This window comes from Bradyrhizobium sp. CB2312, from assembly GCF_029714425.1.
GTDB lineage: Bacteria > Pseudomonadota > Alphaproteobacteria > Rhizobiales > Xanthobacteraceae > Bradyrhizobium.
The window spans coordinates 120,773-142,310 of sequence record NZ_CP121668.1 but is presented as its reverse complement, the minus strand read 5'-3'; the positions used below and the strand labels follow the sequence as shown (position 1 = coordinate 142,310).

Below are 21,538 nucleotides of genomic sequence, written 5' to 3'. Positions count from 1 at the left end.
CAAGTGAATGCGCGTCGACGAGCGGAGCTGCCCTCTCCCACAAGGGGAGAGGGCACAACAAGAAGCACCGGGAGGCAATTCAATGACCACCGCCGCCATGCTGCGCGCCTTCTGCGATGCGGTCGAGCAGCGCAATGGCCGCGCCTTTGCCGAGCTGTTCACCGAGGACGGCGTCTATCACGACGTCTTCTACGGCGCCTTCGCCGGCCGCGAGAAGATCGCGGCGATGATCGACGACTGGTTCTATCGCACGGCGACCGATTTCCGTTGGGACATGCATGATCCCGTATCGGACGGCAGCACGCTCTATGCGCGCTACACCTTCAGCTACAAATCAACCCTGCCGGAAGCGAACGGCGCGCGGGCAATGTTCGAGGGCGTCGCGATCATGACGCTGCGCGACGGCAAGATCGCTAGATATCACGAGGTCGCCAACACCGCGCCGGCATTCGTCGATCTGAAGTTCACGCCGGAGCGGATCGCGAAGATCGTCGCCAAGCAGGGCGCGGAGCTGAAGGCACGGCCGGAGATGAAGCGGCATTTGGTGTAGCTGCATCCTCCTCGTCATTCCGGGGCGCGCCACTTGGCGCGAGCCCGGAATCCATAACCACGATCGGGAGTATGGATTCCGGGCTCGTGCTTCGCACGCCCCGGAATGACGGTCACGGCGGCGGTATCTTGGCCATCGGCTTGCGCTGCGCCAGTGCGGCGACCGTCGCGGTGCCGATCGGGCCCTCTTCGTCATAGAGCCAGCATTCGCCGATCGCCACGCCCTCGGTGGCCTGATGGTTCACCACGTCGAAGCCGATCCAGTTCGTCACCGGCAGGCGGTGCAGATAGATCGTGACGTCGCTATTGATGTAGCCGAGCCCCTTGTCTCCAGCATTGGCAAATGGGCTGGCGAAGTCGGCGCCAACGGCGACATGGACGAACGGCGTCATCGGCACGCCCGCGACGAGCTCGCGCACCTCGCTCATCCATAGCCGGCGCGGACCGAGCGAGCCCATGTGGCCGACAATGGGGCGCGTCGTCCATTTGCCGTTCATGCCGAGCCTGGGATCGGTCGGCTTTGCAATGTCTGCCGGCTTGGGCACGTCCCAGTTCGGCGGCGACCACACATTGCCGTCGGGATTTTGTGTCTTGCGCAGCAGCTGGCACGAGGCGCGCGCCATGCTGACGCCGCCGGAGAAGAGCTCTGCTTCCACCACGCGGATGCGCAGGCCATCGCGCACGAGCCGCGTCGTCACCTGGATCGGCTTGTCGATGGTCGGCAGCCGAAACATGTCGACGGTGAGCCGCGCCGGCACGAATTCAGGCCCCGAATGACGCTCCTCGATGGCGAAGCCAAGCAGCCCGATGATGACGCGCCCGTGCAGCGATTTCGGATCCCACGGGCCATTGGCCACTTCCGTCGGATGGAATGTATCACTGTTGCGGGTGAAGAAAGGCATGTTTGTCGTCATGATGCGCGACTTTTGAGGGAATGGGCGCGGAAATCAAGGGTGGTGAGGGCGGGCGCGCGAGCCAGCCACAACACAGGTGTCATCGCCCGCGAAGGCGGGCGATCCAGTATTCCGAGACGGCAGTGGTTCAGTCGAGAACCCGCGGCGTACTGGATGCCCCGCCTTCGCGGGGCATGACAGCGGAGAGCTAGGACGCGGCCTGCCACTCCTCACGCACGGCCTCGTCCGACTCGTGCTTGAGCCTATCCAGCTTCGTCGCCGCGAGTTCCTCGCGCGACAAAAGTTGCCCCAGCGCCCACACCGCCGCCCCGCGCACCAGCGCGCTCTCGTCCTCCAGCAACCGCCGCGCCTCTTCCGCCAGCGCCACCTCGCCGGAATTACCAATCGCAATCAGCACATTCCGCAAGAACCGATCGCGGCCGATGCGCTTCACCGGCGACTTCGTGAACAGCGCGCGGAACGCGGTATCATCAAGCCGTGCCAGCTCAGCAAGACCAGGCGCGCGCAATTCCTCACGCGCGGCGAGTTTTGCTTCCCGCCCCTCCTGCGCGAACTTGTTCCAGGGGCAGGCAGCGAGGCAATCGTCGCAGCCATAGATGCGGTTGCCCATCGCTTTGCGGAATTCGTGTGGGATCGGTCCCTTGTTCTCGATGGTGAGATAGGAGATGCAGCGCCGCGCATCGAGCTTGTAGGGCTCGGGAAACGCCGCGGTCGGGCAGATGTCGAGGCAGGCCCGGCACGAGCCGCAATGATCGATCTCGGCAGTATCGCGCGGCAGCTCGAGCGTGGTGTAGATCGCGCCGAGAAACAGCCACGAGCCGAACTCGCGCGAGACCAGATTGGTGTGCTTGCCCTGCCAGCCCAGTTGCGCGGCTTGCGCCAGCGGCTTCTCCATCACCGCTGCGGTGTCGACGAACACCTTCACTTGCGACGGCGCGGTTGCGACCAGCCAGCGCGCCAGCGCCTTCAGGCGTTTCTTGATCAGGTCGTGATAGTCGTCGCCCTGCGCATAGACCGATATCGCCGCGCGCGTGCGTTGTTTCAGGATCGCCAGCGGATCGGAGTCGGGGCCGTAATTGACGCCGAGCATGATGACGCTGCGCACGTCGCTCCAAAGCCCGCGCGGATCGAGCCGGCGCTCCGGCTGGTTCGCGAGCCAGTCCATGTCGCCATGGCCGCCCGAGGCGATGAATTCGAGGAAATGCGCTCCGGCCTTTTCGATCGTGCCAGGCTCTGTGATGCCGATGCAGTCGAAGCCGAGCGCGTGCGCTTGCTCTTCGAGCGCGGTGCGCAGCCGATCCATGTCTGGGTCGAATTTGTTCAACGACGCATCCACGACTGACGCCGTCATGGCCGGGCTTGTCCCGGCCATCCACGTCTTTGCGAATTCACAGGAATAGAAAGAACGTGGATGCCCGGGACGAGCCCGGGCATGACGCTCATCCTCAGAAATCCAGGTCCACGTAAGTCCGCGACGCCGGCACGCCGGCCAGCCATTCGCTCAGCAGCGGACGGAACGACGGGCGGGATTTCACCCGCGCGTACCACGCCTTTGCTGCGTCGTCCTCGCTCCATGGCACGTCGCCCAGATAGTCGATCGCCGAGAGATGCGCCGCGGCGGCGAGATCCGCGTAGCTGAGCCGGTCGCCGGCGAGGAAGTTACGCGTCTGCGCCAGCCAGCCGATATAGGCGAGATGATAGCGCACGTTGGCCTTGGCCGCGCGCATCACGTCGGCCGAGGGCGGGCCGCCACCATTCTCCTCGCTCATGAAGCGCTTGTAGATGCGCTCGGTGACGAGCGGGTGCGAGACCTCCTCGAAGAACTTTTCGTTGAACCAGGCCATCAGCCGCCGCACCTCGACGCGCTCGAAGGTGGTCTCCGGCATCAGGCGCTTGGGTCCCATCCCGGCGCCATAGGCCTCATCGACATATTCGGCGATGATGGCCGCGCCCGGGATCGGCGGCTGCTCGTCGTCCACCAGCACGGGCGTCGTGCCGGCCGCATTGAGCAGCAGAAATGCCTCGCGCCGTTCCCAGCTGCGCTCCTCGATCAGCTTCAGATCGAGCCCGTATTCGCCCGCGATCAGGCGGATGAAGCGCGAATGCGGACAGAACGGATGATGGAACAGCGTAAACATGAAGCCTTTGACTATTTGATGGTGCTTAAGAATCCATCAATGTTTGTGCGGCGCCACACTAGTTCCCCAAAACTGCGAAGCAAGAGTGTGACGGCGCATTTTGCGATTGCAGCATTTAGGGGAATAGGCGAGAAGAGCCCCGCTTTTCCAGCCGAAATGGACCGTAAATATGTCAGATGCAATACGGGCAGTGATCCTCGGCATCATCGAGGGTGTGACCGAGTTCCTTCCCGTGTCCTCGACCGGCCACCTGCTGCTCGCGGAGCGCTTCTTCGGCCTCGGTGAAGGCGCCTTCTGGGATTCGTTTACGGTTCTGATCCAGTTGGGTGCGATCCTCGCGATCGTCGGGCTCTACTTCAGGAAGCTCTGGGATGTCGCGATCGGCCTGTTCACGGGCGATGCCTATGCGCGCCGTTTCGTGATCGGCGTGCTGGTGGCGTTCCTGCCGGCCGTCGTCGTCGGCCTCGTCGCCGGTAAATACATCAAGAGCGTGCTGTTCAATCCCTGGGTCGTCTGCTTCACGCTGATCGTCGGCGGCGCCATCCTGCTCTGGGTCGACAAGCTCGACCTCAAGCCGCGCGAGCATGACGCCACGAAGTTTCCGCTGCTGATGTATCTCTATATCGGCATCGCGCAGTGCGTCGCCATGATCCCGGGCGTGTCGCGCTCCGGCGCCAGCATCGTCGCCGCGATGTTCCTGGGTGCCGACAAGCGCGCGGCGGCGGAGTTCTCGTTCTTCCTCGCCATTCCCACCATGATCGGCGCGTTCGCCTACGATTTCTACAAGAACCGCTCCGAGATGACGATGGACCACATGGGCATCGTCGCGATCGGTTTCGTGGTGTCGTTCGTCACCGCGATCATCGTGGTCAAGACGTTCCTGGAATACGTCACCCGCCACGGTTTCGTGGTGTTCGCCTGGTGGCGCGTCATCGTCGGCACCCTCGGCCTGATCGCGCTGGCGCTGGGCAGGTAGGCTCGTACTCCATCCGTGCTACGCCGTTAACCTTTGCAACTTCCCGATACGCCTCAACGCAATATCAGCTTTTGACCGGTAGGCAGTTTCCGGAGCAGGGCGGCGCGCGCCCGGCACAGGAGCTGAACCATGACCCTCGTCAGCGGCTGGGGACGTTTCCCGGTCGTCGATAGCGACGTGCTGCGGCCGCGCTCGTTCGCGGCGGTGGGCGACGCCGTGGTGGCCGGTTCCGTGGCGCGGGGCAACGGCCGAGCCTATGGCGATGCCGCGATCGGCGCCGTCAGGACCATCGGGATGACCGGGTTCGACCGGATCAGGTCGTTCGATCCCGCAACCGGTCGCATCCGTCTCGAAGCCGGCGTGCAGCTCGCGGATTTGATCGACACCTTTGGCCCGCGCGGCTTCCTGCCTTTCGTCGTGCCCGGCACGCGCTTCGTCTCGGTGGGCGGTGCGATCGCCGCCGACGTGCACGGCAAGAATCACCACTGCGAGGGCGGCTTCGGCCGCTATGTCGACAGCATCCTGCTGCGCACCGGTCAGGGCCAGACCATCGAGGTCTCGCGCGAGCAAAATTCCGATGCCTTCTTTGCGACCATCGGCGGCATGGGTCTCACCGGAATCATCCTCGAAGCGACGATGCGGCTGCGGCCGGTGGAAACGGGCTGGATCCGCGAGCGCGTGATCTCGGCATCCGATCTCGACGCTGCGATGCGCGCGCTGGATGCGGGCGATGCTGCAACCTACTCGGTGGCGTGGATCGATTGCGCCGCGCGCGGGCGCGATCTCGGCCGTTCCCTGATCTATCTCGGTGAGCACGCCAGCAGAGACGAGCTAGCGGAAGGTGCCGCTGCATTTCCCGTCGGCAAGAATCCCAACCTCGCCGTGCCCGTCGACCTGCCGTCGATGACGCTGAACCGCTTCAGCATCCGCGCCTTCAACGAGCTCTACTACCGCATGGGCGCGCGGCGCGCCGGCGGCAGCCATGTGGTCTCGCTCTATCCGTATTTCTTTCCGCTCGACGCGATCGCCGACTGGAATCGCATCTATGGCAAGCGCGGTTTCCTCCAACATCAATGCGTGATCCCGGAACGGAATGCCCGCGCCGTGCTGGGCGAGATCCTCGACCGCGTCGCAAGGCGCGGCGATGCCTCCTTCCTCGCGGTGCTCAAGAAGCTCGGCCAGGGCGACGGCATCCTGTCGTTCCCGCTGCCCGGCTACACGCTGGCGCTGGATTTCCCCGTCAAGGGCGACATCCTGAATTTTCTCGACGAGATCGACCGTCTCGTCGTCGCGGCCGGCGGCCGGCTCTATCTCGCAAAAGACGCGCGCCAGTCGCGCGCGACGTTCGAGGCCGGCTATCCCGCGTTGCCGCGCTTCAACGCGATCCGCAAATCGCTCGATCTCAACGGCGCCATCCGTTCCAAGCTTTCGCAACGCCTGTTCGATGAGGTGTAAGCCGTGACGTCACGCAAGACTGCATTGGTGCTCGGTGGCTCCTCCGATATCGGACGCGCCGCCGCGCGCGCCTTTGCCAAGGCCGGATACGATGTTGGACTCGCAGGCCGCGACGTGGCCGCGCTGGAGCCTGATGCCGCCGATTTGCGCGCGCGCTACAACGTCGAGGCCAATCTCCATAAGTTCGATGTGCTCGACACCGCTTCGTTCGATGGTTTTGTCGCCGCCCTTCCCGCGCTGCCTGACGTCGTCATCTCGATCGTCGGCTTGCTCGGCGTGCAGCAAAATGCCGAGAGCGATCTCGCGCATGCCACCACGATCATGCGCTCCAACTACGAAGGCCCGTCGTTGATCCTCGGCCTGTTCGCGGAGAAGTTTTTGGCACGCGGCGCTGGCACGATCGTCGGCGTGTCCTCGGTCGCCGGCGATCGCGGCCGCGCCTCGAACTATGTCTACGGCTCGGCCAAGGCAGGCTTCTCCGCGTTCCTGTCGGGCCTGCGCGCCCGCGCCAGCCGTGGCGGCGTGCATGTCGTCACCGTCAAACCCGGCTTCGTCCGCACCAAGATGACGGAAGGCATGAAGCTGATCGGCCCGCTCACGGTCGAGGCGCCTGTCGTCGGCGATGCGATCCTTCAGGCCGTGGAGAAGAAAACCGAAGTCGTCTATGTCAGCGGCAAATGGCGTCTGGTGATGCTGATCATCAAGACGCTGCCGGAGGCGGTGTTCAAGAAGCTGAAGTTTTGAGGTGCGGCGGTGGTCTGCTCCCTCGCCCCGTCCCACAAACTCGTCATGCCCGGGCTTGACCCGGGCATCCACGTCTTGCTGCACATGCGGAAGCGCGTGGATGGCCGGGTCAAGCCCGGCCATGACGACGGAGAGAGACGTCTCACACGCTCATGCGCTGGAATTGCCCGGCGGCGCGGAAGCGCCAGAGATATTGCGGGGCGATCGCCTCCAGCGAATCGGGGGCGATGCCGAGCCCTTCCAGCGTGAGCCCTGCAGCCTTCGCGGCTTCCGACACGACATTGTCGCGCTCGAGCAGCGTGACCTGGTCCGGGGTCAGCTTGAACGCGCCAGGCGCGAATTGCAGGAAGTTGGACTGGAAGCGGGCGAGGCCGAACGACAGCGGGATCAGCGCCGGCTTGCGGTTGGCGATGGCCAGAATGGCCTCGATGATCTCGCGCATGGTCAGCACCTCCGGCCCGCCGAGCTCATAGGTCGCGCCCGCCTTGGCCTTGCCGTCGACCGCATCCGCGATCGCGGTGGCGACGTCGCCGACATAGACCGGCTGCATCTTCGTCTCAGCGCCGATCAGCGGCAGCACAGGCGACATCCGCGCCAGCGCCGCGAAGCGGTTGGTGAACTGGTCCTCGGGGCCGAACATCACGGAGGGGCGGAAGATCGTCGCCGACGGCACCGCGGCCAGCACGGCGGCCTCGCCGGCCGCCTTGGCCTTGGCATAGCGCGAGGGCGATTCGGCGTCGGCGCCGATCGCCGAGACATGGATCAGCTGGGCGCCCGCCGCCGCGGCCGCCTTGGCGACCGTCTCGGCGCCCTTGGCCTGGACGGCGTCGAAAGTCTGAGCGCCGCTTTCGGCCAGCACGCCCACGAGATTGATCACGACATGCGAATCACGCAGCGCCGCCTCGACCGAAGCCGGGTAGCGCAGATTGGCCTGGACGACATGGACCTGCCCGACCTTGCCGGACGGCTGGAGGTACCCGGCTAGTTCCGGCCGCCGCACCGCAACACGGACCCGGTAATCGCGCCGGCACAGCGCCCGGACGACATTCCGGCCCAAAAATCCCGATCCGCCGAAAACCGTGACCAGCGTGTCCAGATTCGATGCCATGGGGTCCAATCCTGCAGGAAGAGTGCGTATTATCAGGCTTGTATCGGGCCGGTTTGCGATGCGCAATCCGCATCGCCAAAACCGGGCAGGCATGAATTGACAACGGCGTCACCGAACCGTAGTAACCGCCTCCGTGCCCCAAACGGCATGCCCAGGTGGTGGAATTGGTAGACGCGCTGGCTTCAGGTGCCAGTGGCTTAACGGCCGTGAAGGTTCGAGTCCTTTCCTGGGCACCATTTTGCGGGGTTTGGACCCAAAATCGAGCGACCTCCGGTCGGTAGAGATAGCAGGCCGGCGATTCCCGGCATCGCTGCTGCGTGGGTCGTTATGAGACCGGCCCTGCCCGCCCCCTCACACCACCCGCTTCCCCGCCCGCTCCGCGACCGCCTTCTGCACGAAATACATCGCCACCAGCGCGACGGCCGCCGACGCGCATACGACGTAGCCGATCCGGTCGAAATGGAGCAGCGAGCCGTCAGGCGCCTGCGCGATGATGGCGCCGGCGAGGACCGAGCCGAGGCCGCCGGAGAGCTGCTGGAGCGAGGCGCTGATCGCGCTGAACGAGCCGCGCTGGCTTTGATCGGGGATCGCCGTCATCAGCGCCTGCGAGGGGATCATGCGCGAGAAGATGCCGACGAACATCAGCACGTTGACGAGGATCGCGGTCGTCAGCGAGACGTGGCCGAGATGGGTGTAGATCAACACCATAATCACCGACACCACGCTGCCGAATACGAAGGTCGGGTATTTGCCGAACCTGTCGCTGGCGCGGCCGACCAGCGGCCCGGTGACGATGCTGAACAGGCCGGACACGAGATAGATCGTCGGCAGATGCGTGATGTCGATGCCGAGATTGTGCACCGTGAAGGCGCTGGAGAACGGCATCAGCATGTAGCCGCCCGTCGCCAGCAAGGTCGTGACCGCGAAGGCCAGCGTGTAGCGCGGCTCGAAGACCGTCGCGATCAGATGGTGGAACGGGTTTCGGTCCTGCTTCAGCTTCAGATGCGCGTCGACCGGCTCCATCGCGAAGATGATGACCGCGATCGCCGCGATCGACAGGCCGACGATCGCAACGAAACAGACATGCCAGTTCCAGTGATTGGCGAGAAACAGCCCTGCGGGAATGCCGAGCACCTGGCTCGCGGCAAACGCGGTCTGGACGAAGCCCATCACGCGGCCGCGCAGATGCAGCGGAAACAGATCGGTGATGATGGCGAGCACGACCGAGCCGATCACGCCGCCGAACAACCCCGTCACGATCCGGCCGAGCAGCAGCACATGGTAGTTCTGCGCGACAGCGCAGAGCAGGGTGCCGAGCGTGAAGCCGACATAGAAGAACAGCAAGAGGCGCTTGCGATCGAAGCGATCGGCAAAGCCCGCGGCGAGAATCCCCGAAAGCCCCGCGCTGAACGCATAGGCCGACACCGCGATGCCGAACTGCCCGGCTGTGATGTTGAGCGCGGGCATCAGGATGGCGCCGAGCGGCGACATGATGATGAAGTCGAGGATGATCGTGAACTGCGTGAAGGCGAGCAGCGCGATCAGGAGCGACTGGTAGCGCGAAAAGCCGCGTTGCCGTTCCTGTTGATCGTCTATCGGCGCAGCTAACGTCTGTTCGGTCATGGGCACCTGGTTCGCGGATGGGCGCGGCAGGACGTCGCGCGAAACTGGCAGATAGGGTGAATGGTGAGGATTTCCACGGGGCACACGGCAAAGGCTGTGCCGGAACACGAAGCTCACGCCCGGTTGTGGGATCCCCGCAACAGCCCGACACACCGACTTGACTTGACCGTCCCGCCGGGGCCGGCCGCGTTCTCCGGCCAAATTAAGTCGCCCTTAGCGAATGCCCCCTAGGCTCGCGGGCGTCCATTTCCCTGCTCCCCGGCCTGAGCGTCGGTCAGTTTTGCGGCAGTTGAGAGCGTTTTCGGATGGAGCAGCCTGCCCGGCCGTATGATTTTGGCGTGCCCGAGCCATCGGCCGCGGCGGCGCGGACGCTTGTCATCGACCTCGAAGGCGCGCTGCTGCGCTCCGAGCTGCTGATGGAGGCGCTGTTCTCCAGCCCCGGCCGCGTGCTGGCGCGCTTCGGCGCCGGCGGGCGCCCAGGTATGGCGGCGCTCACGGATGTCCTCGCGCAGGCCGACATCGACTACGCCCACCTGCCCTACGATTCCGGCGTGCTGAACCAGGCGCTGGCGGCGCGCGCGCGGGGCGAGAAGATTTATCTGGTAGCCAGCCGCCTCGCGCGTCATGCCGCGGGCATCGCCGCGCATCTCGGTTTTGATGGCGTCGTTGCACCCAGCGATCTCGCTGCGGGCAACAGGCTGCCGTTCGATCGCACGTCCATCGAGCGCGTCGAGGGTCGTGGCCAACGCAGCGTCAGCCTGAAGACTTCTAGTCTGAAGATTTGGGCCAACGCGCTGCGCGTCTATCAATACGCCAAGAACACGCTGGTGTTCGTGCCTGCGATCACCGCGCATCAGATGAATCTCGCCACGTTCGGCTATGCGCTGCTGGCATTCATGGCCTTCTCGGCCTGTGCGTCCGGCGCCTATCTGATGAACGACCTCCTGGATCTCGCCGCCGACCGGCAGCATCCGACCAAACGCCATCGCGCGCTTGCTTCGGGCGATCTGCCGATCTCCTCCGCACTGCTTGCTATCCCTGCCCTGTGGCTGTTCGCGATCGCCGCCAGCCTCTGCATCTCACCGCTGTTCCTCGGCGTGCTCGGCGCCTATCTCGCCACCACCATCGCCTATTCGCTCGTGCTCAAGCGCAAGATGCTGGTCGACGTCGTCACGCTCGCCGGGCTCTACAGCTTGCGCATCGTCGCCGGCGCGGTCGGTGTCGGCGTCGTGCTGTCGGAATGGCTGCTGATCTTCTCGCTGTTCGTGTTCACCTCGCTCGCTCTGATCAAGCGCTTCAGCGAGCTCAGCATGCGCGAGAGCGCGGGCCTCGCCGATCCCTCCAACCGCGACTACAGGATCACCGACCTCCATGTCATCGCCGCGATGGCGGCGGCGAGCGCGATGAACGCGGTGACGGTGTTCTCGCTCTATGTGTCGTCAACGGCGGTGACGCCGCTCTATAGCCGGCCCTGGATGCTGTGGCTGCTCAACCCGCTGCTGCTGTACTGGTTCGGCCGCGCCCTGATGATGGCGCATCGCCGCGAGATGCCTGATGATCCGATCCTCTACGCCTTCCGTGACGGCCCCAGCCGCATCACGGTCGCGGCGATGATCTGCATCATGCTGGCGGCGATCTGAGCTGTCAGGCGCTTGCGCGGCCCGCCTCCAGTGGCTACATCGCGGGCCATCCGATTAGCCTATGATGCCGACAAACCGATTCGATTGAGGTTTTGACCCGCCATGACCGTACGCTTGCACCGCGGCGACCTGCCCGACCTGTCCCGCTACACCTCGGCGGTGGCGATCGACACCGAGACCATGGGGCTCAACCCGCACCGCGACCGGCTCTGCGTGGTGCAGCTCTCGCCCGGCGACGGCAGCGCCGACGTCGTGCAGATCCCCAAGGGTCACACCGACGCGCCGAACCTGAAGGCCCTGCTGGCCAATCCCGCCATCACGAAGATCTTCCACTTCGCTCGGTTCGACGTCGCGGTGCTCTACCAGACCTTCGGCGTCATGACCGGGCCGATTTATTGCACCAAGATTGCCTCCCGCCTGACCCGCACCTATACCGACCGCCACGGCCTGAAAGACCTCGTGCGCGAGGTGCTCAACGTCGATCTCTCCAAGCAGCAGCAGTCCAGCGACTGGGGTTCCGACAGCCTGTCCGAGCCGCAGCTCGCCTATGCCGCCTCCGACGTGCTGCATCTGCATGCCCTGCGCGAGCGGCTCGATGCCATGCTGGTGCGGGAGGGCCGCACAGCGCTGGCCAAGGCCTGTTTCGACTTCCTGCCGACCCGCGCCCTGCTCGACCTCCAGGGCTGGGCCGAAGAGGACATTTTTGCGCATTCCTGAGGCCGCGCGCGGCGGCTGACCTCAGGGCCGCCGCCCCGTTTCGGACACTTTCGTAACGGCCTGTCGCCGGCTGCATATCGTGGCGGCGCCGGGTACAATGGGGCGAACCTCAACCGGACAGAGCGAGCGACACTCTGGAGCAGCAGTGAATTCGGCCCAGAATCCCACCTACGACGCCGCGCTTGCGGCGAAGTTTGCCAGCGCGGCGCGCCACAGCCGCCTGGTACGGATTCTGCGCATCGCGGTGCCGGTGACCGTGATCGTGTCCCTGGCCGCGATCGTCGCCGTCTCGACCTTCCTCAATCCGTTCCAGATCCCGATCAAGCTCGACTCCGGAAACCTCGTGGTGACGGGAACCAAGATCACGATGGAATCGCCGCATATGTCCGGCTTCACGCCGGACCAGCGGCCCTATGAGCTCTGGGCCAAGGCCGCGACGCAGGACATCACCGACCCCGATCATGTCGATCTCGCCGATCTGCGCGCCAAGGTGCTGATGGAGGACCAATCGACCCTGTTCCTCGATGCCCGCACCGGCCGCTTCGACAACAAGCAGCAGCAGCTCGATCTGCACAAGGACATCTTCCTGCGCACCTCGACCGGCTATGAGGCGCGGCTGAACTCGGCCTTCGTCGACATGGGCAAGGGCACGGTCTCCTCGGACGAGCGCGTCGACGTCAAGCTGACCAACGGCACGCTGACCGCCGATCGCTTGCGAATTATGGAAGGCGGCGACGTCATCCGCTTCGAGGGCAATGTCGTGATGCATCTGGACAAGATCAGCACGGATGATGCCGCGGCCCCCGTCGAGCAGCCGGCGCCACCGCCGGCGAAATTAAAGAGCAAGTCCGCTAATTCAAGATGATTTTCATGATCAGGTTTTTTCCGCGCAGCGAAGACAAAGGGCGCGCCATCCTCGGCGCGGCCGCGCTTGCCCTCGGCATTGCGCTGACGGCAGGTGCAGCGATCGCGCAGAGCACGATACAGGGCCAGCCCAACGCGCTGCAGGGCTTTTCGCAGAATCGCGATCAGCCGATCCAGATCGAGGCCGCCTCGCTCGAGATGCGCGACAAGAAGAAGGAGGCGACCTTCTCCGGCAATGTGAAGGTCATCCAGGGCGACACCACCATGACCTCGAAGACGCTGGTGGTGTTTTACGATTCCGGCGGCGGCGACAAGCCGGCCGCGCCGCAGCCCGCGGCGAAGGGCGCCAAGGGTGCGCCGATGCAGTCGGCAACGCCGGGCCCGGGCGGCAGCTCCTCGATCAAGCGGCTGGAGGCGCGCGGCAATGTCGTGGTCACCCAGAAGGACCAGGTGGTGACAGGCGAGACCGCCGTGTTCGACACCAAGACCAACCTCATCACCATGTTTGGCGGCGGCGCAGGCCAGGTGGTCATGACACAATGCAAGAATGTCATGCGCGGCGACCGGCTGACCGTCGACATGACCACCGGCGTGTCCCGCGTGGAATCCGACAGCGGCCGGGGCGTTCAGGTCCTGCTGCCGCAGGGCGCCGGCAGTGATTGCGGTTCAGGCGGTCCGGCTAAGCCCGGCGCGGCCCCGCCCTCGCTGTTGCCCGGCGGCGGCAAAAAGTAAATTCTGAAAGTAAATTCAGGGTCTTGGGCCGGATGCCGCCGATCCGAGGTTGAAGCTTGTGCGGTGAGACTGTATCTACGCGCAGGGCTTCGAAGCGGGATCCGCCGCTTTTCGGGCGTGTTTCACTGGGCATGAGACATCCCTTCATTCATGCTGCGTCGGCTAGTCGAAAGGCCGGCGCGGCAGATCGCGCGAACGCTGCGCAAACACCGCGCAAACACCGCGAAAGGCTGGAAGGCGGGGATGGTCGATCTATTCAGCATGTTCCGTCGGCGCCCCGCCAAACGCGGCCGGCCAGGATTTGCGCGTGACATCACCGCGCTCGGGGACAGCGTCGGGGGCCTCGTGACCAGCCCGGTGCGGGACGCCCCGCCGATCGCCCGTGACCAGCCGATGCGCGCGCCCGACCAGTTCCAGGGCGGCTATCAAGCCGATTATCCCGCCGACTACCAGGCCGAGCCGCCGCGCGCGGTTCACCCCGTCAGGAGCGCCGCGAAGCCAAACGGCGCCGGCGGGCCGCAGCTGCTGCGCCGTCCCGGCTTCCTGGCTGTGCATAGCGTGGAAAAGGCGTTCGGCAGCCGCCAGGTGGTGCGCGGCGTCAGCATCTATGTGCGCCGCGGCGAAGCCGTCGGCCTGCTCGGCCCGAACGGCGCCGGCAAGACCACCGTGTTCTACATGATCACTGGCCTGATCAAGGCCGACCGCGGTGCGATCGAGCTCGACGGCCATGACGTCACCCAGCTGCCGATGTATCAGCGCGCGCGGCTCGGCATCGGCTATCTGCCGCAGGAAGCCTCGATCTTCCGCGGCCTCACCGTCGAGCAGAACATCCGCGCCGTGCTCGAAGTGGTCGAGCCCTCGCGCAAGAAGCGCGAGCAGCAGCTCGATTCGCTGCTCGACGAATTCAACATCACGCGCCTGCGCAAATCGCCGTCGATCGCGCTATCGGGCGGTGAGCGCCGCCGCGTCGAGATCGCGCGCGCGCTGGCCACGCGTCCGAACTACATGCTGCTCGACGAGCCCTTCGCCGGCATCGATCCGATCGCGGTCGGCGACATTCAGGACCTCGTCCGCCATCTCACCAATCGCGGCATCGGCGTCTTGATCACCGACCACAATGTGCGCGAGACGCTCGGCCTCACCGATCGCGCCTATATCGTCTATGCCGGTGAAATCCTGACGGAGGGTAGCCCGGACGAGATCGTCGCCGATCCCGACGTTCGCCGCCTTTACCTTGGCGAGGAATTCCGCCTCTAGCCCTTTTTTCCTTTTAGTCAAGGCGTGTACATCGGGTCAGGACTAAGATAAGCAAGAATCGGACCAATTTTTGGGAACGGTTCTTGTTAGATGGCGCTTACGCAGAGATTAGAGTTCCGGCAATCGCAGTCGCTGGTCATGACGCCGCAGCTGATGCAGGCGATCAAGCTGCTGCAATTGTCCAATCTCGATCTCACGACCTTCGTGGAGGAGGAGCTCGAGCGTAACCCCCTGCTGGAGCGGGCCAGTGACGAGGCTCCCGGCGGCGAGGCCCCGGCCGAGGCCGGCCAGTTCAGCGACCACGATGGCGAGGATTCAGGCAGCCAGGGCGGCGATGACGGCTTTGGCGGCAGCGGCGACGCTTTCGAGCCCGGCCAGGAAGAATGGATGAGCAAGGATCTCGGCACCCGCGCCGAGATCGAGCAGACCCTGGACACGGGTCTGGACAACGTCTTCTCCGAGGAGCCGGCCGAGGCTGCCGCGCGCAACGCGCAGGACGCCGCGCCAAGCGTCTACACCGAATGGGGCGGCGGCGCCTCCGGTGACGAGGACTACAATCTCGAAGCCTTCGTCGCCGCCGAGATGACGCTGTCGGACCATCTCGCCGAGCAGCTCTCGGTCGCCTTCTCCGCGCCGGCGCAGCGCATGATCGGCCAGTACCTGATCGACCTCGTCGACGAGGCCGGCTATCTGCCGCCCGATCTCGGCCAGGCCGCCGAGCGTCTTGGCGCATCGCAAAAGGACGTCGACGACGTTCTTGCCGTGCTGCAAAAATTCGATCCGCCCGGCGTCTGCGCGCGCAACTTGAGCGAATGCCTGGCGATCCAGCTCCGCGAGCTCGACCGCTACGATCCCGCGATGCAGGCCCTGGTCGAGCATCTCGATCTGCTGGCCAAGCGCGACATCGCGAGCTTGCGCAAGCTCTGCGGCGTCGACGACGAGGACATCGCCGACATGATCGGCGAGATCCGCCGCCTCAATCCCAAGCCCGGCATGAAGTTCGGCTCGGCCCGCTTGCAGACCATGGTGGCCGACGTCTATGTCCGCCCGGGTCCCGACGGCGGCTGGCATGTCGAGCTCAACAGCGACACCTTGCCGCGCGTGCTTGTCAACCAGACCTACTATTCCGAGCTATCGAAGAAGATCGGCAAGGACGGCGACAAGTCCTATTTCACCGACGCGCTCCAGAATGCGACCTGGCTGGTGCGCGCGCTGGATCAGCGCGCCCGCACCATCCTGAAAGTTGCGACCGAGATCGTGCGCCAGCAGGACGGCTTCTTCACCCATGGCGTCGCGCATCTGCGGCCGCTGAATCTGAAGGCGGTCGCCGACGCCATCCAGATGCATGAATCCACGGTGTCGCGCGTCACCGCCAACAAGTACATGGCGACAAATCGCGGCACATTCGAATTGAAATATTTCTTCACGGCGTCGATCGCGTCGGCCGACGGCGGCGAAGCGCATTCCGCCGAAGCGGTGCGCCACCACATCAAGCAGCTGATCGATTCGGAAGAACCCTCGGCGATCCTGTCGGATGATACCATCGTGGAACGCTTGCGCGCCTCGGGCATTGATATTGCCCGCCGCACGGTCGCGAAGTACCGCGAAGCCATGCGCATTCCCTCCTCGGTGCAACGCCGCCGCGACAAGCAGAGCGCCCTTGGTAACGTCCTCTCCAACGCACTGTCCGACCGCTCCCGCAACACCGAACCGGCCTGATTGCGCTGGCGCGAAATCGCGCTACTCTCATCCCCCCATCGCGACCGATCCAAGCACGCGCATGATCCGGAAAGTGTACGGCGGTTTTCCGAAAAGATCATGCGCAGGGAACAACCCCAGCTACGATGACGCGTCACCGTAGCCGGGCGCAAACCAAGCGAGGCATCACCATGACTCTTCGGATTTCGGGCAAGAGCGTCAGCGTCGGCGAGGCCCTGCGTGGCCGCGTGACCGACCGGACTGAAGAGGTCCTGCGCAAATATTTCGACGGCAATTATTCCGGCCACATCACGCTCTCCAAGGACGGCTTCGGCTTTCGCACCGACTGCGCGCTGCATCTCGATTCGGGAGTTACGCTGGAGGCCGATTCGAACGCGCCGGACGCCTATGCCAGTGCCGACCAGGCGCTGATCATGATCGAGAAGCGGCTCAAGCGTTACAAGAGCCGCCTCAAGGACCGCTCCGCCCGCAAGGCCCATGTCGCCTCTGCGGCGCTGGCTACCCTCGACGCCACGGCTTACGTGCTGGAAGCGCCAGGCGAGGGGGAGGACGACGACGAGGTCACCGGCTACAGCCCCGTGATCATCGCCGAGGCCACCACCGCCCTGAAGCAGCTCTCGGTGAGCGAGGCCGTCATGGAACTGGACCTGACCGGGGCGCCCTGCCTGGTGTTCCAGCATGGGTCCAGCGGCCGGGTGAACATCATCTACCGGCGTGCCGACGGCAATGTCGGCTGGATCGACCCACCGGGCGGGAATGCCGGCGGCAAGGCCGGGGAATAGGGGGGCCAGCCGGACCCCGTACCATCCGCAGCCCTTAACAATGACCGGGGCAAAGCCTTACGCGGGAGTTGGCACCGGGATTGCGTTGGAGTAGAAGCGCCCCACATCAGGGTCTAGGGACTGGCTAAGTCTCCCTCCTGCTTCACCTTCTCGACGCCGGCCCGGCGCGGTTATCCCCACGCTGGCCAAATCGGAACCTGACGGTTTAATTCACCTCGGAAAGCTTCCATGCCGATTACCGATCTGGTCGCACCCGAGGCGATTCTCCCGGCATTGAAGGTCAACAGCAAGAAGCAGGCGCTTCAGGAACTTGCGGCCAAGGCCGCCGAGCTGACCGGGCAGAACGAACGCTCCGTGTTCGAGGTGCTGCTCCAGCGCGAGAAGCTCGGCACCACCGCGGTCGGCTATGGCGTCGCCATCCCGCACGGCAAGCTGCCCAAGCTGGAAAAGATTTTTGGCCTGTTCGCGCGGCTCGATCGCCCGATCGATTTCGAGGCGATGGACGGCCAGCCCGTCGATCTCGTCTTCCTGCTGCTCGCCCCCGAAGGCGCCGGCGCCGATCACCTCAAGGCCCTCGCCCGCATCGCCCGCCTGTTGCGCGACCAGGACATCGCCAAGAAGCTCCGCGCCTCGCGGGATGCCCAGGCGATCTATTCGGTGCTGGCCCTGCCGCCGGCGACCGCGGCGTAAGACGTCGGTTCCAATCTCCACATCTTAAGGCTCCTTAAAGCTGAAGTATCTGCGTCGTCATGGCCGGGCTTGTCCTGGCCATCCACGGCTTGCCTCATCGAACCAGGAACGTGGATGCCCGGGACAAGCCCGGGCATGACGGTACGAAATTGTCGTTACAAATGATAACGGGCACGCTTACTCTCGTGCGTCGGTCCAGTCAGAAGTCTTCGCGACTTGGCCGCGAGCTTCCCAAGAGTCCTTCCTTGCTGACATTCCTCGTATTCGCCGGAATGATCGGGTGGCTGACCAGCATTGCGTGGCAGCTACGGCTTGCCAGCACGAAAGGAAAAATCTGGAGCCGCAACGGCTACGTAACTCGCGCCAGCAACGAGACAACTTTCGAAGGCTGCGTGCTTATCACCTGGGTCATGCTTGCGTTCGGGTTCGCGATGCTGGTCTTCATGATCGTCGCGACGATCAAAGAGGTCGCGAACTGAAGCGCTGCGCCGCGTCCAGGACATGAGAGTTGAGCACGCCGTTACCTCACACTCCGTCATTGCGAGCGTAGCGAAGCAATCCAGAATCTTTCCACGGAGGGATTCTGGATTGCTTCGTCGCAAGTGCTCCTCGCAATGACGATGCGGAAGCTTCGCGGGCGCTGCCCGCGCTTCAGCACACGGTCGGCAGCAGGCGCCGGACTTCGTCGAGCAGTTCGGGAGCCGCCGTCTTGTCACCCGCGAGGTGCCGGAGCAGCGCGCTCTGGAACAGGCCGTCGAACAGCGCATAGAGCGCAGCCGGTGACGACGCCGGCCGCTTGCCGCCGAGTTCGGCATAGCGCGAGGCGATGCGCCAGATCATCGCCTCCAGGCTCTTGTCGATCTCGAGCACGTCCTTGCGGAACGCCGCCTCGAACATCGCCTGCGAGCGCAAATCGTACCACAGCCGGTGCATACGGGCTTCGTTCTGCAGCGTTGCTGCGAGCTTGGCGAGGAAGCCCTCCGTCAATTCGTCGCGGCTCGTTGCCGTTGCGACGACCTCGTCATATCGCGTCACGCACTTCGCCTTGTAGTGGCGCACGCAGCAGCAGATCAGGTCGAGCTTGTCGCTGAAATAATAGTGGAACACGCCGTGCGTGAACGCCGAGTTCTGCGCGATCTCCCGCAGGCTGGTGCGGGCGAAGCCGAGCTCTCCGAGGGTTTCGAGCGCGGCCTCGGCAAGCTCGATGCGCCGCGCGTTGAACTTCTCGTCGCGCAGCACCTCGGCCGCATCGGCCACACGCCGGGCCGCCCCTGTCATCTGCCGCGCCATGTCGTCCTTTCCTCAGTCCCGTTTTTTCAAGGACTTGAACCGCGTCGACCGCGGAATAGCTCCGCCTCCTCACAACCACTTCCTTAGACAACTGTCAAATTCGATCTTGACAAGTGTCAAGATTCTGGCGGAGGCTCCCGCCAATAATTTGGACAGTCGTCAAGACGTCCGGCCATGGAGGAACGCTTCGCTGGGTGCCGCCGAAAGGCCTGCGCCCATCGACCTGGTGCGCGCCTGGTGGCGCAGCACGAATCAATCACCAGCAACGGAGGAGTGCGTCATGGGTGGGAAGAGCCTTGCGGGCAGGAAAGCCCTGGTCACCGGCGGTGCGAGGGGAATCGGCGCGGCTATCGCGCAGGCGTTGGCGCGCGCCGGCGCCTCGATCATGATCGCCGACATTCTGGAGGAGGCCGGCCGCGCCAGCGCAGCTGCTATCGCGAAGGAAGATGTCGCGACGGGCTTCGTCCAGCTCGACGTCACCGACGACGCGCAATGGGAGCGGGCGGTGGCCAAGACTGTCGCCACCCTCGGCGGCTACGACATCCTCATCAACAATGCCGGCATTGAGATCACCTCGCTGGTCAGCGAGATCAGAGCCGAGGATGCGCGGCGGATGTGCGACGTCAACATCGTCGGCACCGTGCTCGGCATGAAGCACGCCTTCCGCGCGATGCGGCCGGGCGGAGCGGCGGGCAAGGGCGGCGCGGTCGTCAACATCGCCTCCGTCGCGGCGACGATCGCCTTCCCGAGCATCGCGGTCTATTCCGGCACGAAATCCGCGGTCGATCGCATGACACGGGTCGCTGCGATGGAGGCCGGCAAGCTCGGTTATGGCGTGCGCGTCAACTGCATCTATCCCGGCCTGATCCCGACCGACATGGGCCTGCAGCTGGCCAACGACATCGTGAAGATCGGCCTCGCGCCCGACGTCAACGCCGCGGTCGGCTCGGTGGTGGAGCAGACGCCTCTCGGCAAGCTCGCCGAGGTCGGCGACATCGCCGACGCCGCGGTGTTCCTGTGCTCGAACGAGGCGCGCTTCATCACCGGCATCGGACTGCCGGTCGATGGCGGCATGGGCATGTGAGCCAAAAAACCTGACAACGAACATTTCGGAGGAACGCAATGAGCGCGAAGAAGCCCGTCATCGTCTATGGCGCGTCCGGCTACACCGGCCGGCTGGTCTGCGAATACTTACGCGAGTACAACATTCCCTTCATCGCCGCCGGCCGCAGCGCCGGGAAACTCAACGCCGCGATGAAGGCGAACGTCGCCGGCATCGAGACCGCCGACTACGAGGTGGTGGAAGTGCCGCACACCGTGAGCGCACTGTCGGAATTGTTCAACGGCGCCTCGGTGGTGCTCAACACCGTGGGCCCTTCGCCAGATTCGGCGGCGAGGTGGTGCAGGCGTGTTGGGCTTCCCGATGCCATTACACCGACACGACAGGCGAGCAGGACTGGCTGATCACGCTCGAGCAGGAGTGGGGCGCGAAGTTCGCCAATGCCGGCCTGCTGCTCGCGCCCGGCATCGCACAGATGTACACCACCGGCGAAATCGCCGCGCAGCTGTGCCTGGAGACGCCCGGCCTCGATACCCTCGATATCGCGGTGTTCTGGGGCGGCAGCCCGACCATCGCCTCGACGCAGACCATCCTGGTCAATGCCGCAATGGCCAAGGCCTACTATCTGGATCAGAACAAATATGTCGAGCATCAGGTGGATGCCGGCCTCTACAACCTCGCCATCCCCGGCCAGCATGAGTTGGCGCTGGCGCTGCCCTGGGGCGGCACCTCGCATCCGGTGTGGTTCAAGCGCGATCCGCGCGTGGCCAACGTCAAGGTGCTGGGCGGCGTGTTCAATCGCGCCCTGATGCTGGGCGTGCCGCAGATCGTCGCCGCCGCGCTGGAAGCGACCAAGGACATGAACCCCGACGACCGCTACGCCGCGTTGGCGCAGACCGCCGCCGGCGTCATGAACACCATGCCGCCGCGCGAGAACCCGCGCGTCAACAAGTCGCTGGATTCGGTGCATGCCTCCGGCCCGTTGGGGCGCGCACTGCGTCATCAACGGCAACAGCAATTACAAGCAGACCGGCTTGCTGCAGGCCTATGCCGCCGCGCACTTGCTGCAGCAGCCGCCCAAGCGCGTGGGCTTCGCCTCCGGCTGCCAGGCGTTCGGCCATCACGAGCTGCTCGGGCAATTGCGCAGTTTTGGTCTGGTCAGCAAGCCTGTTCTAACCGTACACGATTAGGAGACGCGGCGGCGATCGTTCCTCACCTCTCCCAAGGGAGAGGTGGACCTTCGCCGCGGCTCGCATCTAACCAACCTTACGATGCTTCGG

The 21,538-nt window shown here is 64.7% G+C and carries 20 protein-coding genes, 1 tRNA gene and 1 pseudogene; 16 read left to right on the top strand and 6 right to left on the bottom strand.

The genetic code is table 11. From position 1 onward, the window contains the following. The first annotated feature begins 82 nt into the window (after positions 1-82). Positions 83-550: a nuclear transport factor 2 family protein gene (locus QA642_RS00655; RefSeq protein ID WP_283082927.1), complete on the top strand. Its 468-nt coding sequence runs from the start codon at positions 83-85 to the stop codon at positions 548-550. A 112-nt stretch (positions 551-662) separates the two neighbouring features. Here QA642_RS00655 and QA642_RS00650 read toward each other — a convergent pair whose 3' ends face one another. The 3 genes from QA642_RS00650 to QA642_RS00640 all read right to left on the bottom strand — a co-directional run bounded on the left by QA642_RS00650 (position 663) and on the right by QA642_RS00640 (position 3,601). Next, entirely contained in the window at positions 663-1,451 is a 789-nt protein-coding gene (locus QA642_RS00650) for an acyl-CoA thioesterase domain-containing protein (RefSeq protein ID WP_283082926.1), read from the bottom strand. Positions 1,452-1,650: 199 nt separating this feature from the next. Further along, the gene (gene queG, locus QA642_RS00645) at positions 1,651-2,766 is read right to left on the bottom strand and encodes a tRNA epoxyqueuosine(34) reductase QueG (RefSeq protein WP_283087124.1); all 1,116 of its coding nucleotides are present in this window, start codon (positions 2,764-2,766) and stop codon (positions 1,651-1,653) included. Between the two features lie 142 nt (positions 2,767-2,908). Next, positions 2,909-3,601: a glutathione S-transferase family protein gene (locus QA642_RS00640; protein ID WP_283082925.1), complete on the bottom strand. Its 693-nt coding sequence runs from the start codon at positions 3,599-3,601 to the stop codon at positions 2,909-2,911. Between the two features lie 169 nt (positions 3,602-3,770). Here QA642_RS00640 and QA642_RS00635 point away from each other — a divergent pair, with 169 nt between their 5' ends. The 3 genes from QA642_RS00635 to QA642_RS00625 all read left to right on the top strand — a co-directional run bounded on the left by QA642_RS00635 (position 3,771) and on the right by QA642_RS00625 (position 6,776). Further along, positions 3,771-4,577 (top strand): undecaprenyl-diphosphate phosphatase, encoded by an 807-nt coding sequence (locus QA642_RS00635; RefSeq protein WP_283082924.1) that lies wholly within the window; start codon positions 3,771-3,773, stop codon positions 4,575-4,577. Between the two features lie 129 nt (positions 4,578-4,706). Beyond that, a complete protein-coding gene (locus tag QA642_RS00630) occupies positions 4,707-6,032 on the top strand; it encodes an FAD-binding oxidoreductase (RefSeq protein WP_283082923.1) in 1,326 nt (441 codons plus the stop codon). A gap of 3 nt (positions 6,033-6,035) precedes the next feature. Next, positions 6,036-6,776, top strand: coding sequence for an SDR family oxidoreductase (locus QA642_RS00625; RefSeq protein ID WP_283082922.1), 741 nt, complete (start codon positions 6,036-6,038; stop codon positions 6,774-6,776). A 142-nt stretch (positions 6,777-6,918) separates the two neighbouring features. On the opposite strand, the gene QA642_RS00620 is transcribed toward QA642_RS00625, so the two are convergent. After that, on the bottom strand, positions 6,919-7,884 hold the full coding sequence (locus QA642_RS00620) for a complex I NDUFA9 subunit family protein (RefSeq protein ID WP_283082921.1): 966 nt from the start codon (positions 7,882-7,884) through the stop codon (positions 6,919-6,921). A gap of 149 nt (positions 7,885-8,033) precedes the next feature. On the opposite strand from QA642_RS00620, the gene QA642_RS00615 reads away from it, so the two are divergent. Next, positions 8,034-8,120: transfer RNA gene (locus QA642_RS00615), tRNA-Leu, on the top strand. Between the two features lie 115 nt (positions 8,121-8,235). Here the strand turns inward: QA642_RS00615 and QA642_RS00610 are convergent. Beyond that, the gene (locus QA642_RS00610) at positions 8,236-9,507 is read right to left on the bottom strand and encodes an MFS transporter (protein ID WP_283082920.1); all 1,272 of its coding nucleotides are present in this window, start codon (positions 9,505-9,507) and stop codon (positions 8,236-8,238) included. Between the two features lie 305 nt (positions 9,508-9,812). On the opposite strand from QA642_RS00610, the gene QA642_RS00605 reads away from it, so the two are divergent. The 9 genes from QA642_RS00605 (at position 9,813) to QA642_RS00565 (ending at position 18,387) form a co-directional block, all read left to right on the top strand. Then, positions 9,813-11,147, top strand: coding sequence for a UbiA family prenyltransferase (locus tag QA642_RS00605; RefSeq protein WP_283082919.1), 1,335 nt, complete (start codon positions 9,813-9,815; stop codon positions 11,145-11,147). 102 nt (positions 11,148-11,249) lie between these two features. Next, positions 11,250-11,864 (top strand): ribonuclease D, encoded by a 615-nt coding sequence (locus QA642_RS00600; RefSeq protein WP_235542212.1) that lies wholly within the window; start codon positions 11,250-11,252, stop codon positions 11,862-11,864. Between the two features lie 145 nt (positions 11,865-12,009). Further along, positions 12,010-12,729 (top strand): LPS export ABC transporter periplasmic protein LptC, encoded by a 720-nt coding sequence (gene lptC, locus QA642_RS00595; RefSeq protein WP_283082918.1) that lies wholly within the window; start codon positions 12,010-12,012, stop codon positions 12,727-12,729. 5 nt (positions 12,730-12,734) lie between these two features. Next, entirely contained in the window at positions 12,735-13,460 is a 726-nt protein-coding gene (locus QA642_RS00590) for an LptA/OstA family protein (RefSeq protein WP_283082917.1), read from the top strand. A 243-nt stretch (positions 13,461-13,703) separates the two neighbouring features. Then, positions 13,704-14,717, top strand: a complete 1,014-nt coding sequence (lptB, locus tag QA642_RS00585) for an LPS export ABC transporter ATP-binding protein (RefSeq protein ID WP_283082916.1) — start codon at positions 13,704-13,706, stop codon at positions 14,715-14,717. 90 nt (positions 14,718-14,807) lie between these two features. Next, positions 14,808-16,436, top strand: a complete 1,629-nt coding sequence (gene rpoN, locus QA642_RS00580) for an RNA polymerase factor sigma-54 (protein WP_283082915.1) — start codon at positions 14,808-14,810, stop codon at positions 16,434-16,436. 170 nt (positions 16,437-16,606) lie between these two features. Beyond that, positions 16,607-17,218 carry a ribosome-associated translation inhibitor RaiA gene (gene raiA / locus QA642_RS00575; RefSeq protein ID WP_283082914.1) on the top strand — a complete coding sequence of 204 codons (612 nt, stop codon included), beginning with the start codon at positions 16,607-16,609 and terminating at the stop codon, positions 17,216-17,218. A gap of 228 nt (positions 17,219-17,446) precedes the next feature. After that, positions 17,447-17,908, top strand: coding sequence for a PTS IIA-like nitrogen regulatory protein PtsN (gene ptsN / locus QA642_RS00570; protein ID WP_008141251.1), 462 nt, complete (start codon positions 17,447-17,449; stop codon positions 17,906-17,908). A 245-nt stretch (positions 17,909-18,153) separates the two neighbouring features. Then, positions 18,154-18,387 (top strand): hypothetical protein, encoded by a 234-nt coding sequence (locus tag QA642_RS00565; protein ID WP_283082913.1) that lies wholly within the window; start codon positions 18,154-18,156, stop codon positions 18,385-18,387. A gap of 172 nt (positions 18,388-18,559) precedes the next feature. Here the strand turns inward: QA642_RS00565 and QA642_RS00560 are convergent, their stop codons facing one another. Continuing rightward, positions 18,560-19,198, bottom strand: coding sequence for a TetR/AcrR family transcriptional regulator (locus tag QA642_RS00560; RefSeq protein WP_283082912.1), 639 nt, complete (start codon positions 19,196-19,198; stop codon positions 18,560-18,562). A gap of 280 nt (positions 19,199-19,478) precedes the next feature. Here QA642_RS00560 and QA642_RS00555 point away from each other — a divergent pair, with 280 nt between their 5' ends. Further along, positions 19,479-20,282, top strand: coding sequence for an SDR family oxidoreductase (locus QA642_RS00555; protein WP_283082911.1), 804 nt, complete (start codon positions 19,479-19,481; stop codon positions 20,280-20,282). A 38-nt stretch (positions 20,283-20,320) separates the two neighbouring features. After that, positions 20,321-21,448 (top strand): annotated as a pseudogene (locus QA642_RS46470) (DUF5938 domain-containing protein). Positions 21,449-21,538: the final 90 nt, after the last annotated feature.

Bases quoted from the DNA above. Each gene is read 5' to 3' on its own strand.
- QA642_RS00655 (WP_283082927.1), top strand. From the start codon at position 83: ATGACCACCGCCGCCATGCTGCGCGCCTTCTGCGATGCGGTCGAGCAG.
- QA642_RS00650 (WP_283082926.1), bottom strand. From the start codon at position 1,451: ATGCCTTTCTTCACCCGCAACAGTGATACATTCCATCCGACGGAAGTG.
- queG (WP_283087124.1), bottom strand. From the start codon at position 2,766: ATGGATCGGCTGCGCACCGCGCTCGAAGAGCAAGCGCACGCGCTCGGC.
- QA642_RS00640 (WP_283082925.1), bottom strand. From the start codon at position 3,601: ATGTTTACGCTGTTCCATCATCCGTTCTGTCCGCATTCGCGCTTCATC.
- QA642_RS00635 (WP_283082924.1), top strand. From the start codon at position 3,771: ATGTCAGATGCAATACGGGCAGTGATCCTCGGCATCATCGAGGGTGTG.
- QA642_RS00630 (WP_283082923.1), top strand. From the start codon at position 4,707: ATGACCCTCGTCAGCGGCTGGGGACGTTTCCCGGTCGTCGATAGCGAC.
- QA642_RS00620 (WP_283082921.1), bottom strand. From the start codon at position 7,884: ATGGCATCGAATCTGGACACGCTGGTCACGGTTTTCGGCGGATCGGGA.
- QA642_RS00610 (WP_283082920.1), bottom strand. From the start codon at position 9,507: ATGACCGAACAGACGTTAGCTGCGCCGATAGACGATCAACAGGAACGG.
- QA642_RS00605 (WP_283082919.1), top strand. From the start codon at position 9,813: ATGGAGCAGCCTGCCCGGCCGTATGATTTTGGCGTGCCCGAGCCATCG.
- QA642_RS00600 (WP_235542212.1), top strand. From the start codon at position 11,250: ATGACCGTACGCTTGCACCGCGGCGACCTGCCCGACCTGTCCCGCTAC.
- QA642_RS00590 (WP_283082917.1), top strand. From the start codon at position 12,735: ATGATCAGGTTTTTTCCGCGCAGCGAAGACAAAGGGCGCGCCATCCTC.
- lptB (WP_283082916.1), top strand. From the start codon at position 13,704: ATGGTCGATCTATTCAGCATGTTCCGTCGGCGCCCCGCCAAACGCGGC.
- rpoN (WP_283082915.1), top strand. From the start codon at position 14,808: ATGGCGCTTACGCAGAGATTAGAGTTCCGGCAATCGCAGTCGCTGGTC.
- raiA (WP_283082914.1), top strand. From the start codon at position 16,607: ATGACTCTTCGGATTTCGGGCAAGAGCGTCAGCGTCGGCGAGGCCCTG.
- ptsN (WP_008141251.1), top strand. From the start codon at position 17,447: ATGCCGATTACCGATCTGGTCGCACCCGAGGCGATTCTCCCGGCATTG.
- QA642_RS00560 (WP_283082912.1), bottom strand. From the start codon at position 19,198: ATGGCGCGGCAGATGACAGGGGCGGCCCGGCGTGTGGCCGATGCGGCC.
- QA642_RS00555 (WP_283082911.1), top strand. From the start codon at position 19,479: ATGGGTGGGAAGAGCCTTGCGGGCAGGAAAGCCCTGGTCACCGGCGGT.